This window comes from Sphaerisporangium rubeum, from assembly GCF_014207705.1.
GTDB classification, from domain to species: Bacteria; Actinomycetota; Actinomycetes; order Streptosporangiales; family Streptosporangiaceae; genus Sphaerisporangium; species Sphaerisporangium rubeum.
Genome location: NZ_JACHIU010000001.1, coordinates 506,646 through 521,199, shown reverse-complemented (window position 1 = coordinate 521,199; position 14,554 = coordinate 506,646). Strand labels below are relative to the sequence as shown.

At 70.8% G+C, this 14,554-nt stretch carries 13 protein-coding genes; 1 reads left to right on the top strand and 12 read right to left on the bottom strand.

What is annotated here, in order from left to right:
• Positions 1 to 73: 73 nt before the first annotated feature.
• The 5 genes from BJ992_RS33585 to BJ992_RS02040 all read right to left on the bottom strand — a co-directional run bounded on the left by BJ992_RS33585 (position 74) and on the right by BJ992_RS02040 (position 6,421).
• The gene (locus tag BJ992_RS33585; protein ID WP_281390271.1) at positions 74 to 202 is read right to left on the bottom strand and encodes a hypothetical protein; all 129 of its coding nucleotides are present in this window, start codon (positions 200 to 202) and stop codon (positions 74 to 76) included.
• Complete coding sequence (locus BJ992_RS02055) at positions 199 to 3,528, bottom strand: ATP-binding protein (protein WP_246496929.1); 3,330 nt, start codon at positions 3,526 to 3,528, stop codon at positions 199 to 201. The genes BJ992_RS33585 and BJ992_RS02055 overlap by 4 nt, the downstream gene beginning before the upstream one ends.
• 2 nt (positions 3,529 to 3,530) lie before the next feature.
• Complete coding sequence (locus BJ992_RS02050; protein WP_184978262.1) at positions 3,531 to 4,199, bottom strand: DUF4194 domain-containing protein; 669 nt, start codon at positions 4,197 to 4,199, stop codon at positions 3,531 to 3,533.
• Positions 4,192 to 5,691, bottom strand: a complete 1,500-nt coding sequence (locus BJ992_RS02045; protein WP_184978261.1) for a DUF3375 domain-containing protein — start codon at positions 5,689 to 5,691, stop codon at positions 4,192 to 4,194. The genes BJ992_RS02050 and BJ992_RS02045 overlap by 8 nt, the downstream gene beginning before the upstream one ends.
• A gap of 172 nt (positions 5,692 to 5,863) precedes the next feature.
• On the bottom strand, positions 5,864 to 6,421 hold the full coding sequence (locus BJ992_RS02040) for a hypothetical protein (protein WP_184978260.1): 558 nt from the start codon (positions 6,419 to 6,421) through the stop codon (positions 5,864 to 5,866).
• A gap of 185 nt (positions 6,422 to 6,606) precedes the next feature.
• Between BJ992_RS02040 and BJ992_RS02035 the strand changes: the two genes are divergently transcribed.
• Positions 6,607 to 7,203 carry a TetR/AcrR family transcriptional regulator gene (locus BJ992_RS02035; RefSeq protein WP_184978259.1) on the top strand — a complete coding sequence of 199 codons (597 nt, stop codon included), beginning with the start codon at positions 6,607 to 6,609 and terminating at the stop codon, positions 7,201 to 7,203.
• Between the two features lie 75 nt (positions 7,204 to 7,278).
• Here the strand turns inward: BJ992_RS02035 and BJ992_RS02030 are convergent, their stop codons facing one another.
• The 7 genes from BJ992_RS02030 to BJ992_RS02000 are packed head-to-tail and all read right to left on the bottom strand — an operon-like array spanning position 7,279 to position 14,540.
• Complete coding sequence (locus BJ992_RS02030; protein ID WP_184978258.1) at positions 7,279 to 8,526, bottom strand: glycosyltransferase family 4 protein; 1,248 nt, start codon at positions 8,524 to 8,526, stop codon at positions 7,279 to 7,281.
• A gap of 37 nt (positions 8,527 to 8,563) precedes the next feature.
• Entirely contained in the window at positions 8,564 to 9,865 is a 1,302-nt protein-coding gene (locus tag BJ992_RS02025) for a lipopolysaccharide biosynthesis protein (protein ID WP_184978257.1), read from the bottom strand.
• Positions 9,862 to 11,076, bottom strand: a complete 1,215-nt coding sequence (locus BJ992_RS02020; RefSeq protein WP_184978256.1) for a glycosyltransferase family 4 protein — start codon at positions 11,074 to 11,076, stop codon at positions 9,862 to 9,864. Before BJ992_RS02020 ends, BJ992_RS02025 begins: the two co-directional genes overlap by 4 nt.
• Complete coding sequence (locus BJ992_RS02015; protein WP_343072458.1) at positions 11,073 to 11,837, bottom strand: NTP transferase domain-containing protein; 765 nt, start codon at positions 11,835 to 11,837, stop codon at positions 11,073 to 11,075. Before BJ992_RS02015 ends, BJ992_RS02020 begins: the two co-directional genes overlap by 4 nt.
• Entirely contained in the window at positions 11,834 to 12,493 is a 660-nt protein-coding gene (locus tag BJ992_RS02010) for an HAD family hydrolase (protein ID WP_343072457.1), read from the bottom strand. The genes BJ992_RS02015 and BJ992_RS02010 overlap by 4 nt, the downstream gene beginning before the upstream one ends.
• Positions 12,490 to 13,728, bottom strand: a complete 1,239-nt coding sequence (locus BJ992_RS02005; protein ID WP_184978255.1) for a 2-phospho-L-lactate transferase CofD family protein — start codon at positions 13,726 to 13,728, stop codon at positions 12,490 to 12,492. The genes BJ992_RS02010 and BJ992_RS02005 overlap by 4 nt, the downstream gene beginning before the upstream one ends.
• Positions 13,725 to 14,540: a glycosyltransferase family 2 protein gene (locus BJ992_RS02000; RefSeq protein ID WP_184978254.1), complete on the bottom strand. Its 816-nt coding sequence runs from the start codon at positions 14,538 to 14,540 to the stop codon at positions 13,725 to 13,727. The genes BJ992_RS02005 and BJ992_RS02000 overlap by 4 nt, the downstream gene beginning before the upstream one ends.
• Positions 14,541 to 14,554 lie beyond the last annotated feature (14 nt).

Here is a 14,554-nt window from a genome sequence, read left to right as displayed (position 1 = left end):
GGAATCGGTACACGCGATGAAGTCCGATTGCGCCTGTCATCAGAGGACCAATTCACGACCGCCGAGGGTCCGCTTACTTCTGACCGAGCAGGAGCCGGCGGATCCTGACGTCGAGGTCGGCGCGTACGGCCTCGGCCCATTTCTGGTCGAGCTTGCGGCGGACGGCGGCGACGGCGTCCGCCGGGGTGACGAGTGCGCTCATGCGTCCGGGACACCGACCAGGGGCTTGGCCCAGGATCGGCCTTGAGAGCTTTTGAGGATCAGGTACTCGGCGTCCACATGGGGCTCGATCGCGCTGTGCTTGTCGTTGGGTGCGCCGATGACGAGCTGGAAGCCGAGGCCGCGCCACGCGCCGATGGCCCGGCCGGTGAAGTGCGCGTCCGCCTTGATGAGGGCTTCGTCGAGGAAGACGGGAGCGTAGCGGGGACGTGCGGCACCCGCGTCGCCGAGCTGGTACCGCAGTGCGGCTCCGACGATGAAGGCGACCAGCTCTTGCGACTCGCCGCCGGACTTCTCGCCGATGTGGTCGTACACGGCGACGTGGCCGCCGTCGAGGTCGCGTTTCTCGGCACTGATCCGGACATGGTTGCGGACGTCGACGAGGTCGGCGAAATCGGGTGCGGTGCGGCGGATGCGGTCGATCACCTTGGCCATCCGGTGGTAGGCGCGTTCCCGCTCGTCGTCGGTCGCCGCCTGGTCGATGAAGGCGCGTACGTCGCGCAGCTCCTTGCGGAACCGAGCGCGGACCGTGGAGTGGCTCTCCTGCGGGTCGATGCGCAGCCGGTGCTTGTCGTCGGCGAACGGCAGTTCGGCGAGGATGCGGTTGACCGGGTCGATCCGGTCGCGGATCTCCCGGACGGCGGCGGCCAGTTCGCTGTCCAGGCCGGTCAGGTCGTTGCCGGACAGTTCGAGGAGACTGTCCCGCCACTCGGTCTCCAGTTCGTGCAGCCCGCTGGTCTCCAGGTCGGTGAGCAAACGGTCGAAGTCGCGGTACGAGGTGTCGGCGTCGATGCCGAGATTCGGGTTCGGCCAGCGCTCGACGAACGTCGAGAACGTGTCGAGCAGCGTCTTCTTCGACCTGTCGATCGTCTCCGCCGCGGACTGCCGGTCGGCGCGGAGCCGCTCGGTGGCCCGTCGCACCGCCGCGTCGAAGTCCGCGAGCGCACTGGTGCCGTCGGGGTCGCCACCGAACAGCGCCGCAAGGTAGGCCCGGTGTTCCCGGCCGACCTCGGCACCTGTCTCCACGGCCGTGTCGAGTGCCTTCTGAGCGCGGTCCACCTCTTCGGCCGTCGACTCCCAGGACTCCCCGAGTGTCGTCACGTTGTCCTTCTGCCGGCCGACGCGCTCGGTCAGTTCCCTGACCCGCTCCTTGAGCTCCTCCAATTGGCCCTGCAGCCGGTCGATTCTCGGGTTGCCTGCGCGGACCTCGTCGACGACACGGTTCCAGCGTGCCAGTTCCGCCAGGACGGACTCGACGTCCACCTGGTCCCAGGACAACTCGGTCAGGGTCTGGTAGGTCATGCGTCTGGTGTCGAACGAGTTGAGGTTCTCTTCCGCGCTCGACTCCAGCGCGACCGCGTCGTCGAGGCGTTCGCGCGCGAGGCCGATCCGGCTCTCCAGGTCGGCGAGCAACCTGCTGTTGGTGAAACCGAGCAGGTTGGCGCGGCCGTGGCCGCCGTGTGCGCCACGGCCGCCTTCCGACGTCTGGCCGGTGATCGTGAGCGCTTTGGGGTACTGCGCCAGCAACCTCGGCGTCTCGACGCAGACGAAGTCGAACCGCCTGGCGAGCTCGCTCTTGAGCCATGGGGTGAACGGCGACGGCCGGTAGTCGAGCCGGCCGGGGAGCGTTCTGTCGTCCAGCCCGACCTCGTCACGCAGGCCGGTACGCACACCCTCGAAATGGACACGCCGCGCGGTCGGCACCGCGTTGATCGCCTCGCGGAACGAGTTGAGCCGGCCGATGTCGATCAGCATGCGGGTGGCGAATCCGCCGAGTGCCAGGTTGAACGCCTCGCGCCACGGCTCGAACTCCGTCCGCACCTCGATCAGCTCGCCGACGAACGGCACGTCGTCCGGGCTGAGCCCGGCGGCCTCGGCCAGCGCCGCGCGAGCCGCGTGCAGCTCGGTCGGGATGTTGCCCCGCCGGTTACCGACCGCCTTGCGCTCGGCGAGCAACCCGGCCAGCTCGCGGTCGGCGTCCTTCTTCTCCGCCATCGCGTCGGCGAACCGCTTCCGGACGGTCTTTCTGGCGTCGGCGTCGGCCAGCGAGCGACGCGCCGTCTCGACCAGTGCGGCGAAGTCGTCCCCGTTCGCCACGCCGGCGCCGATGGTGGCGAGCGCACGGTCCAGCCGCTCCCGCGAGCGTTCGACATCACCCAGTCGTTGCTCCACGCCGCGGATCTCCCGGAGCGCGGTGTCCAGACGGTCACCACCGGACGCACGAAGCGTGTCGTCCACCCCGTCGCGCTGCGTTTCGGTCGCTTTGACCAGTGCGGTGGTCTCCGACAGTTCCTCCTTGGCTCGGCGGTGCCGCTCGGCCAGGTCCTTCTCGGCGGAGCGCAGCAGGTCGAGCCGGCGTTCGTGACGCCACAACGCGGCAGGGGACGACGTGTCGGTGAACGATCCGACCTGGTCGATCAGGCGCGACCGTGCCTCTGCTTCGTCGATGGCGCGCCGGTGTTCGCGGATCGGTGTCAGCGCCTTCACCTGCTGACGCGCGGTGATCATCCTGGTCCGGGTGCCGGAGAGTTCGTCGAACTGCTGCACCACCGCGTCCGCCGTGGCCAGTGTGGACGGCTCCTCAAGGACCATCGTCTTGTACAGCGCGTCGACGGTGGTGATCTGCTGACCGGCCTGGATGCGTCCGAGCAGCGCGACCGCCTTGTGCCCGTCGCCCGCGGCGCCGATGCCGAGCGTGGTGTGGAGACGCGCGGTGAAGTCGCGGTCGGTCTCGCACCATTTCAAGCCGGTCGCCTCGACCTCGGCACGCACGAGCTTCTTGTTCGCCGGGCCCTCCAGGGTGCGCAGATCGTACGAGTGGTCGCAGGTGGCGCGTACCGGGATGACTTCGTCGAGGCCGCGGGCCGATGACGGGACGTACCAGGCCCGGAGCGCGGTGAACTCGGCGCCGGTGCGGTCGGCCCACGTCATCGCGATGGCGGACCAGGTGTCGCGGCCGTCCCCACGCAGGACCCGTGACTTGGTCTCGCCGTCGCTCCGGGACTCGTCGAGCTTGCCGCGCGCGTAGGAGAGGATGTTGCGCTGGTCCTTGCCGCGGGGCCTGCCGACCACTCCGCCGTTGGACGCGCCGTTGAAGGGAGTCGTGTGCGGCATGAGCAACGCGATGTAGGAATCCATCAGCGTCGACTTGCCGGATCCGGAACCTCCGCTGAGCAGGGTGGCGCCGGGTGCGAGCCGCAGGTGATGATACCCGTCGTAGCCGCCCCAGTTGACCAGTTGCAGATCGCGCGCCACCCACTGCTGACCGCGTGACGCCGCCGGGATCAACCCGAACAGCGTGTCGATCATGCTCACGCCGTGGCCTCGTTCCGTTCGCGCAACCACTGCTCCAGTTCGGCGAGCTTCACGGTGCTCAGCACGACCTCCACCATCGGGGTGATCCGGTACCGGCCGGCGGAATCCTCCGTGAGCAGGCCTTCGGTGACCAGCCGCTGCACCGCGGTGCGGACCTCCTGCTGGCCGCGGGCCACATTGTGGTCGTTCGGATCGAAGTAGGTCAGCACGGTCTGCTCCAGCTCCTCGATGTCCACCCGTGCGGACGCCTCACCCGTGCCGCGTTCCCGCTGGAAGACGGTCCGCAGGTGCACCAGCACCAACGTCTCGGCCCGGTTGTAGGGGTCGTCCTTGAGCAGGATCGGCACGTCCAGCTCCACCGAGCGCACCTGCTGCTTGTAGGCGACTCCTCGCTCGTGGTCGACCACGAGCCGGACGAACAGGTCGTGCATCCGCGACTCGATGATCTGCTGGTTCTCCAGCAACGTGCGCCACTGCGCGGAGTTCTTCTCCGCCAGCAGGAACTTGCGTCGCAACAACTGGACCAGCACCCGCCGCACGTCGACGTCCAGGGTGCCCGCGTCGCCGGCGAACAACTCCGCCGGATCGTCCTCCATCGAGATCGGGTCGATGAACCCGGCCTCCGTGGCCGCCGGCCAGTCGTCGGCGCCGTCCGGCTCACTCATCGCCACTCCTGTCCCCGCTCGCCGGGTTCGCCGCCACCACACCGCCGAGGGCGAACCGTCGCCGGGTCCGGTCGGGCCGGACCGTGTCGACGACCGCGACCTCGTCCGACTCGGTCAGGCCGGCGTCATGAGCGATTTCCAGAAGGCCGAGCAGGTCGACCGGACGCCGGATGTCCTCGTCCGCCGCACGGAACGCGGCCATGACGTCCACGCTTTCCGCGTCGCCCGCGAAGGCCGCCAGGTGCGCGCGCAACTCGGCGTACCGGGGGCCACCCCATGCCCGGGTGTCCGCGGCCGTCATGTCCTCGGCCTCGTCCCACTCCCGCAGCGGCGCGGGTGGCTGTGGTGGCCGCAGGTCGCTCATCCGTTGCCGCAGGTGTCCGACGTCGGCGACCGGCAGCCGGCGGAGCGGCTCGACGGCCTCGCCGCGACGTGAACCCGGCACCCACTTGTGGAGACCGGACATCACGTCCCTCAGCAGTTCGTCGACCTGCCGATCCCGCATCGGATCGTGGTTGCGGACCTGTGCGGTGATCACATGGGATGCCTGCCGCTGCGCGGTCAGCACCTCCTTGACACCCTGCTCGATCCGGCGCGAGATCTCGGTGAGCTCCCGCCGCTGCTGCTCCGGCAGCAGTTCGGTGAACCGGTGCCGCAGCACCGTGCGCAGCCGGCTCCACAGGTCGTCGATCTGCGCCGGGTCCCCGATCAGGCGCAACGCCCCCGCGAACGCACGGCCTTCCGGTGTCGCGTCCAGGATGCGCTGGCCGCGGGCCAGGTACTCGCGGAGCACCTCACCGGTCGGCCGCACGTCGTGCCGCAACTCCGCGACGACGTCGCGCTGGATGGCTTTGATCGACTCGGCGACGCGAGCGAAGTCCGCAGGCAGCTCCCGCGCCAGGTGCAGCACGTTCTCTGCCGCCTCAAGCAGTTGCTCGTCCTCGACGGTCTCGACGACGCCACCCTTCTCGAGGCGGGTCAGTTCCTTCCGGCGCTGCTGGATCTCCTCGTGGAGGCGCAGCATGCGGGCCATCACGTCCGGGTCGGCGTCCTGCGCGAGCCGCTCGATCGCCTCCAGCAGCGTCCTGACCCGGGACTCCGACACCCTGGTCCGCACCCCGCCGACCCGCCCCGCGACCTCGAGCGCACCCACGCCGTACGCGGACAGCCGGTACACCTCGACGTCGTCGTCGGACACCTGCCGCACCAACCACCCGGCCTGGACCCACTGCCTGCACAGGTCCCGTGCGTTCCCGGTGGGCAGCGGCTGGTTGTCCTCCTCGCCGTAGCCCGCGGCCCGCAACTGCTCAAGCGCGTCGTTGATCTCCGCGTGCGTGTCCGCCACCGTCACCCTCGGCCGCTCCGCGGTGAACACCATCGCCAGCACCGTCACCACGAACGGCGCGTGCGTCTGGTGGAGCAAGGCGAGCATCGGGTTCTGGAACGCACGGAGCGCACCCTGGTAAGCACCTTCCACACCTCGTGTACCCATCGCCAAGTAGCGTACGGCGAGGGAACGACAGACACGGTCGACTCCCGCGGCTTCCGCCGCTGCTCACGCCGTCAGATCTTGCTCTGCCTGCGCCACCGGCGAAGTTCCCGGATCCACGAAACGCTCGCCGATCCGTGAACCGTTTCTCTTTCCCGGAGTCGTGAGAACCGTGTCAGGCGTTTTTCGCCGTGCGGCCGAGACGGATGGCCGCGATGAGGAAGAAGACGGCGCCGGGGACGGCGTAACCGATCGCATTCGTCAGCGCCGGGTCGGACGCGGCCGCGGCCGCCAGGAACGATCCGCCGGCGAGGACGGACAAGCCGCCGCTGATGATCATCGGCCACTGGCCGCTCATCGTGCGGCGGGTGAGGCCCACGATCAGCTGGACCGCGCCGGCGACGATCGCCCAAGCGCCCCACACGCGCAGAACCGCCGGGACACCGGACGCGCCGGCCACGGCCAGGCCCGCCGCGGCCAGCAGGCTGATCGCGACATTCACGTACAGCAACGTGGCTGATCCTGTGGTGCGCGACGCGCGGACATCGATGATCGCGGCGGCGGAGTCGACCAGGGGGTAGAGCACCAGCAGTGTGACAGCGAGTGGGTTGAGGTCTTCTGCGACCGCGAAGGTCACGGCGGCCCAGACGATGGCGAAGGCGGAGCGGGCGAAGTACAGCCGCCGTAGGGCGGCGGCCGTGGTGGAGATGTGGGTGGCGGCAACGGTGGTCATGGTCGTCCTCATGGTGATCGCTCAGCGGAACGGAGGTCCAGCGGTGTCGCGGAAGCGACCATCGCTAGGGAGAACCAACGTTCTGTCTCTCTTCACAATGACTCCTTCTCCTCCTGCGGTCAAGACGGAACGTTCTGTCTACTTCGTTACGGAAAGACGGAACGTTCTGTCACTAGACTGGAGGCATGGCATCCAGCGAGACCGGGACCCGGCTGTCCGAGGCGCGGCTCCGGCTGCTCACCACGGCGAGCAGGATCTTCTACGCGGAGGGGATCCACTCTGTAGGCGTGGACCGCATCATCGCCGAGGCGAAGATCACCCGGGCCACCTTCTATCGGCACTTTCCCGGCAAGGAAGATCTTGTCCTTGCCTATCTGCACGTCGCCGACCGAACGATCCGCAGCCAGGTGGAGACGGCCCTCACCACCAGTGCATCGGCTCACGAGGCCGTCCGGGCCGTCGCGGTGTCGATCGCCGAGGGCATCCGGTCGCCTGGCTTCCGTGGCTGCGCCTTCCTGAACGCCGTGGCGGAGTATCCCGACCCCGCTCATCCCGTGCATCGAGCCGTCCTGGCCCACCGGCAATGGTTCCTCGACACCATCAACACCTTGATGGCGAGCATCGAGGAGACCAGAGCCGAGCCGGCGGCGCAGCACTTCGTCATGCTCAGGGACGGCGCCATGGCGGCCGGCTGTCTTTTCGACCCGAAGTCGGTCTGCGCGACCTTCCTCCGCGGCGTCGAGGGACTCGTCCAGATTCACGGCTCCCGTCAGCCATCCTGACCGTCGCGACACAGGGCCGCTGGAGCTGTGTGCTCGTGAGGAGATCTTTCTGGTAGGCGATCACCTAAGGAGACGTCACGGTGTGTCGTCGAGTGCGGTGCGGTAGACCGCGAGGGTCTCGTCGGCGGCTCCGCGCCAGCTCAGGTTCTCCCGGACGAAGCTCTCTCCTCTGGAGGCCAGGGTGTGGCGCAGGTCCGGGTCGGTCATGACGTCGACCACCACGCGGGTGATGTCGGCGGGGTCGGTGCTTCGTACGAAACGGACGGCGGGACGGTCGGGGTCGCCGAGGAAGATGCTGGAGAAGCCGTCGCCGAGGATCGTGGGTCTGGCGAGGGCCATCGCCTCGGTGGCCACCAGGCCGAACGGCTCGAAGAGTGAGGGGAAGACGCAGGCGTCGGCCATTTCGTAGAACTCCAGGAGTGCCTTGCCTTCGACGAAACCGCCGGAGGTCAGGACACGGCCGTCGAGGCCCGTTTCCGTGACGATCCTGGCCACGCCTGTGTCGTCGCCTTCCCCGACGATCACCAGGCGTAGACGGGGGACGGCGGCGGTGATCTTCCGCATGGCTTCCAGGAGCGGGTAGATGCCTTTCTGCCGTTCGATGCGGCCGACGAACAGGAGCACCGGATCGTCGGCGGCGATGCCGAGCCTGGTGCGCAGGGTCGCGGCGCCGGTGCGCAGCTCGTCGCGGTCGAACGTGGGGTCGGCCAGCAGGTTCTCGTAGGTGCCACCGAGGCGGACGACGTCGATCGGGGTGCGGTTCCAGCGTGCGGCGGTCAGTTGCTCGCGTACCTCCGGGGTGGCGACGACCACTCGGCGGGAGATCCGCGCGAGCCACCGCTCGATGGCGGCGAACAGGTTCAGCGGGTCGGTGATGGTGCGTTGCGCGGCGACGCCGTACTCGGTGGTGTGCACGTGGAAGACGACCGGCAGGCGCAGGACGTAGTGGCAGAGCAGGCCGCACAGGAAGTTCGTGGAGTCGTGGACGGCGACCAGGTCGGGCCGTTCGTCGCGGCGCACGCGGCGCAGGCGCAGGAAGTAGCGCCAGTTGCTGACCATGACGTTCAGCGCGAGCAGGGCGAACTCGGCGCCTCGGGTGCGGTTGAGGCGCCGGCGGCGGCTGACGGCGCCGAGGACGCGGCCGAGGGGCCGGTACACGGTGACGCCGTCGGTGCGCTCGTGCACGGGCTGATGGCCGTCGTTGAGGGTGAAGACGGCCAGGTGGTGGTCGCGGGTCAGGTACGGCGTGATCAGCTCGACGTAGCGGCCGAGGCCGGCGGTGATGTTCGGCGGGTACTGGTTGATGACGCAGGCGATCCTCATCGGCCGGGCTCCTGTTCGGACGGGGTGACGGCGATCCTCATCGGCCGGGCTCCTCTGTGGACGGGGTGACCGTCTTCTGGCCGTCCGGCCGGTACACCCGGCCGGCGACGGCCGCCACTACGGCCACGAGGACGAGGTTGGTCAAGGCGAACGCCACCAGTCCGCCGACGAGGCCCCACCAGGCGATGCACACCGCCTGGCAGGCGAGCGCGGCGGGGGTTCCGGCGGCGAGACAGGCGATGAACACCTTGGCGCCGCGCACGCCGTCCATCGTGAGGGCCACGAAGTAGAGGTTGAAGACGGCGTGCGCGCCGATGCCGGCGGCCGCCAGCGCCATCAGAGGGACCGAGTACGGGTAGCCGCCCCCCATCACGAGGAAGAACACCAGGCTCGCCGCGAAGGAGACGATCGCGGTGGCCGCCGCGAGGGACGGCGCGAGCCGTGCGATCCTGCGCATGAGTGCGGGCTTGGCGGTCGTGGCGAGCATGGGGAGCAGTACGAGGCCGATGCCGTCGGTGAACACGACGCCGAGCAGCCGCTTGGGGAAGCCGTTGTACAGCGAGTACACCCCGACGTCGGCGCGGCCGACCCAGTGGTTGAGGAAGATCACGTCGATGCCGAAGAGCACGGCGGTGAACGTCGCGATGGCGGTCACGTACGCGCCGTGCCGGTAGAGCGACCGCGCGAGGACCGGCGACCAGGAGCGTGGCGCCACCTCCGAGCCGGCGACGGCCACGACGGCGAAGACGAGGTTCGTCACGATGAGCGCGCCGAGGTACACCTCGGCGTCCCCGATCCCGAGCACGAGCAGGCAGTACGCCGCTCCGGCCAGGTAGGCGACGGCGACGGCCAGCTTGAGCGCGGCGACGAGCCTGAACCTCTTCAGCCCGCGCAGGAAACTCTCGGTGAGCTGGTTCACGGTCATCGACAGCGCCAGCGCCAGGCCGAAGGCGAGCGTGCGGGTGTCGACGCCGAGCGCGGCGGTCAGCAGCGGCGCGGCCAGCATCCCGGCGGCGAACAGGGCCGTCCCGAGCACCAGTGTCGAGAAGAGCGCCGTGGTCACCAGGGCCGGCCGGTCCGCCGGTTCGGCGCGCGGCAGTTCCTGGAACATGACGTAGTTGAGGCTGGTGAGCATGGCGACGGTGACGATCAGCGCGATCGACAGGACGACGGTGAAGTGGCCGAACGCGGCGGGGCCGATCCCCCTGGCGATGACCAGTGTGGTGGCCGCCGCGGTGCCGCTGGCCAGGATGCTCACCAGCGTCGGCCCGGCGGCCCAGCGGTGACCCTCGACGATCCGCGCGACGCGTGCGCGTACGTCCCCGCGCCGGCGCGTCACCGGGCCGGCTCGCCGTACGCCGCCAAGGTGAGCTCCGCCGTCCGTGCCCACGTGTACCGCTCTCGTACGTGAGCGGCGCCGCGGGAGGCGAGCCGGGACGCGGCCGGTGGGTCGTCCAGGCACCGCAGCACGGCGGCGGCCAGTTCCTCCGGCGAGTCGTGCTCGCACCGGACCGCGCCGTCCCCCACGACCTCCGGGGAGTAGCCGGGGCCGACCACCACAGGCCGGGCCAGTGCCATCGCCTCGATCGCGACGAGGCCGAACGGCTCGTACGTGGACGGGAACACGCACACGTCGGCGGCCAGGAAGTGGGTGAACACCTCGGCGGAGGGGAGGAAACGGTAGCCGGCGATCACGTGGCGGCCGGCGCCGGTCTCGTCGATCAGCCGTGCCACCTCGGCGTCGTCGTCGGTGCGTGGCGCCTGCGCGCCGATGAGCACGATCCGTACGTCGTCGCGCTCGCCGGCGATCAGCGGGGCCGCGCGGATCAGGGTGCGGACCCCCTTGTGCGGCGACAGGCGGCCGGCGAACACCACGAGCCGTCCTCGGCCGCCTGGCAGGTGGCGGCGCCGGACCGTCGCGGCGAGCCGGTCGCGCTCGTCGTCGCCGAGCGCGGCCAGCCGCAGCAGTTCGGGGTCCTCGAATCCGTGCGGGATGACGCGCAGCCGGTCGGACGGCCAGCCGCAGGCCGCGAGTTCGTCCCGCATCCCGGTGCTCGGCACCACGATCAGGCGTGCCGTCCGCGCCTGTACGGTCTCCAGCGCCGCGATGCCGGCCGCCACGGCGGACCGGCGGCGGGAGGGGCCGGCGTTGAGTTCGCGGGTGTGGACGTGGAACACCACCGGGGTGCGTGCGAGCAGCCGGCAGAGGATTCCGGCGACGCAGCCCATCCAGTCGTGCACGGCGACGACGGATCCCGACGGCCGGGCTCTGAGGATGCGGGCCGCGACGCGCACGTTGAACAGCAGCACCCCGATCACCCGGACGGCCCGGTTCCCGCCGCCGGGGGTGCGCACCCGGTGCAAGGTGACGTCGCCGATCCGCTCCTCGCGCGGCGCCGTGCGCCGCGTGGTGGCGCCGAACACCTCGACAGGTGTGCCGAGATGCCGCATGGCGGCCATCATCCGCTCGGCGTACCGTCCGAGCCCGCCGACGACGTCCGGCGGCGTCTCGGCGCAGACGACGTAGACGGGACGCGGCGGCTTTCTCATCGGCCGCCGGGCTCCGTGCCGCGCAGGTACGCCTGCCTGGCGAAGTCGAGGTCAGCCTGAGTGTTGATGCCGCGCGCCTCGTCGGGGTCGTCCACCGGCACCACGGTCAGCGGCCGGCCGGCGACCTGCGACAGGTAGGGAAGGAACGGCAGGAAGTTGACCTCGCCGGTGACGGTGCCGGGGGCGGCGTCCCGCAGATAGCGTGTCCACTCCTTTCGCAGCCCGTCCGTGCCGAGGCAGAACACGCCGACGTCGCTGAGCCCGCCGGGACGGCACTCGTCGCCCTCGCGTGACTGCCGCACCCGGACGAGCGCGGAGCCGGCGACCTCGTACTCGACGTACGGATCCGCCATCGGCACCAGCGGAACGGTGAGCCCTGACGTGCGGTGCGCGGCCACGACACGCCGGACGGTGGCCGGGGACAGGTTCGCCTGGTCACCCCAGACCACGAGGATCGTGTCGTACGGCTCCCAGTGCGGCGCGGCGCCGAAGATGGCGCCTCCCATGCCGGTCGGCTCGTCCTGGACGCTCACCGAGACGGCGCCGCTCGCGATCTCCTCCGCCGCGAGGTCCCGGAACGGGGCCTCGCCTTCGGGGGAGACGACGACATGGACGTGCTCGGACCGGGGCCGCAGCCGCCGGTACAGCAGGTGCCAGACGGTGACGCCGCCGGCGATCTCGATCATGATCTTCGGGATGCCGGAACCGAGCCGGGTGCCGCGTCCGGCCGCCGGGATCACCGCGCAGACGCGCTCACTCACCGTTGCTCCTGCCGCAAGAGGGACACGATGTCGTCGAGCCCCGGTACGGCGATCGCTCCCGCCGCGGGCTCGGTGGCGTGGACCTGAAGGGTCACCAGCCCGGCGCCGACGGCGGACGCCACGCCGTGCGCGGAGTCCTCCACGGCCACGGCCTCGGCCGGGTCGACGGACCAGCGACGGCAGGCGTACGCGTAGAACCACGGATCGGGCTTGCTCACCGGGACGTCGTCGCTGGTGAGCACGTCACGGAAGCAGCCGCCGAGGGAACAGGCCGCGAGGACCCGCTCGACCGACCCGCGGCTGCCGCTGGTGACCAGGTACGCCGTGCGGCCGTCCTCGGTGAGGCGGTCGAGGAGGCGGCGAGCGCCGGGCAGCAAGGCGACCATTCCCGCCTCGACGTACTCGTGGTAGAGCCGCTGCTTGCGCCGGGTCAGCCGCTCGGCCGTGACGGCGTCGCCGGGGACCAGGCGTGCCGCCACCTCGGCGGTGCTCGCGCCGGTGTGCTCGGCGTACCGGAACGTGGCGAGCGCACCGGGTGCGAACTCCGCGATCGCCTGGCGGAACGCGGCCTCGTGCGCCGGACAGGAGTCGACGAGTGTGCCGTCGAGGTCGCACAGCCAGGTCCGGCGGCCGACGGCCACGGCGGCCGCGGTCACTCGGCTCCCGCCAGTGCCGCTTCGCCGCAGATGGCCGTCAGCGCGTCGACGGTGCTGCGTCCGCCGTGCACGCCTGGCCGGCCGGGGTCCTCCAGGTCGGCCGTGACCCACCGCGCGCCGGCCCACTCGCCGCGCTCGGTCACGGCGCGCGGCACCGGAGGCACCGCCGGCAGGCCGTCCGACGGCGGGGACAGGACATGGGTGACGGTGCGCCGCTCGTTGCGGGGGTCCCCGAGGTAGGTCAGGGTGAGGTCGACCAGGTCGGGTGCGGTCAGCCCCTGGGTGTCGTGGTCGGCCCTGGTGTTGACGACGAACACCTTGGCCACGGCCCGGCTCGCCGCGATCGCCTCGGTGACGCCAGGCGTCAGGTAGCTCGGCAGCAGGGACGAATGCGGCGTCCCCGGCCCGTACACGAGGAGGTCGGTGTCCCTGATCGCGTCCAGCGCCTCGGGGTTCGGCGTGACGTCGGCGCGGTGGCGGGCCAGGACCTCACGGACCCGCGCGGCGGGCATCGCCTCCAGTTCGGCGCGGAACCTCGGGCCGATCGGCTGACGCAGCAGGAACAGGTCGGTGATGGTCTCGGCGTCCTGCGGCGCGACGATGTCGGCCTCGTCGGCCAGCAGGCGGCCGTCCCGCTTGAGCGCGGCGAGGTAGGCGTTCTCGCCGCCGGTCACGTTCAGCAGCCGGACCGGGGAGCCGAACGTGCGAGCGCAGGAGCGAACGGCGGCGTTGAAGTCCTCCCCGGTGCGCAGATACGCGCCGGCGAACACGAGGTTGCCGAGCGCGCAGTCGCCGAGGTCCATCCCGTACGGCTCGGCGCGGAGCCGGCGCGCGAACAGGCGCAGGTCCCGTGTGATCTCCTCTCGCGCCTCCCGCCGCAGCGCGCCGAACGGCGGACGGCCCGCGTCCGGCCCGGCGATCTCGTCGACGAGGTCCACGAGGCGCTCCGGCGTGATCCCGGCCGGCAGGCGATGCTCCAGGACGGACATCAGCGCGGCCTGCCGCGGATCGCCGCGGTCCAGGTGGAGCAGGCAGTTCTTGCGGAAGTCGGACGGCCCGAGCATCCCGGGGAGGTAACGCCGCAGCGCGCCGGTGGACAGCCCGTTGTCGTACCCGTTGATCACCAGGGCCAGGTCGAGCCCGGGGACGCTCAGCAGCTGGCGCGCGATGCCGGCCCCGCCGCGTCCGCCGCTGAACATGGTGACCGTGCTCAGGGGACGCGGACGGGTGCTCATCGGGTCTCCTCCGTCACGCCGGACCTCACCGGCAGTGGCGGCGGCGCTTCGTCCGGGGCCGGCGCGCGCAGGACACCCCTGCGCAGCAGCCAGTTGCGGTAGCCCACGTAGCCCACGAACAGCGCGCGGTCCCGCGCTCCCTTCCAGAAGCGCCATCCGCGACGGCCGCCGCCGCGCTCGCGGTGCTCGATGGGAAGCTCCACCCAGGTGTGACCCAGCTCGGCGACCCTCGCCGTGATCTCCGTCGAGCAGTTCATCCCGCCGGACTCCAGCGGCAGCGCGCGGAACAGCGGGCCGCTGACCACCTTGAAGATCGAGTTGAAGTCGCGGTAGCGGGTGCGGAGCAGTGCGTTGCTGACCGCGCCGCTGGCCGCCGAGCCCCACCGGTACGGCAGGCCGTCGGCCTTCTTGATCCTGGCGCCGGAGAAGGCGAGCGCCTCGCCGGCCTGGATGCGCGGGATGAACGTGTCGAGGTTGGCGATCGGGAACTGGCCGTCGGAGTCGAGCAGCACGACCCAGTCCAGGCGGGTGCGGGCGATCGCGGCGGCGATCGCGGCGCCGGCGCCCCTGTTGCGGCCGTACGAGACGACGGTGAGCTCGGGGCAGTCGGCTCGCAGTGCGGCGAGGATGGCTCCGGTCGCGTCGGTGCTGCCGTCGTCGCACACGACGATCTCCCACGTGCCGACCGCCGGGTGCCGCGCGAGGTAGTCGCGCCACTCCGTCACCGTCGCCGCGATGGTCTCGGCCTCGTTGTACGCGGGTGCCGCCACCGAGATGTCGACGGTGCGGGGCCCGGCATTCGTGTTCGGCAATTCTCACCTCCCGG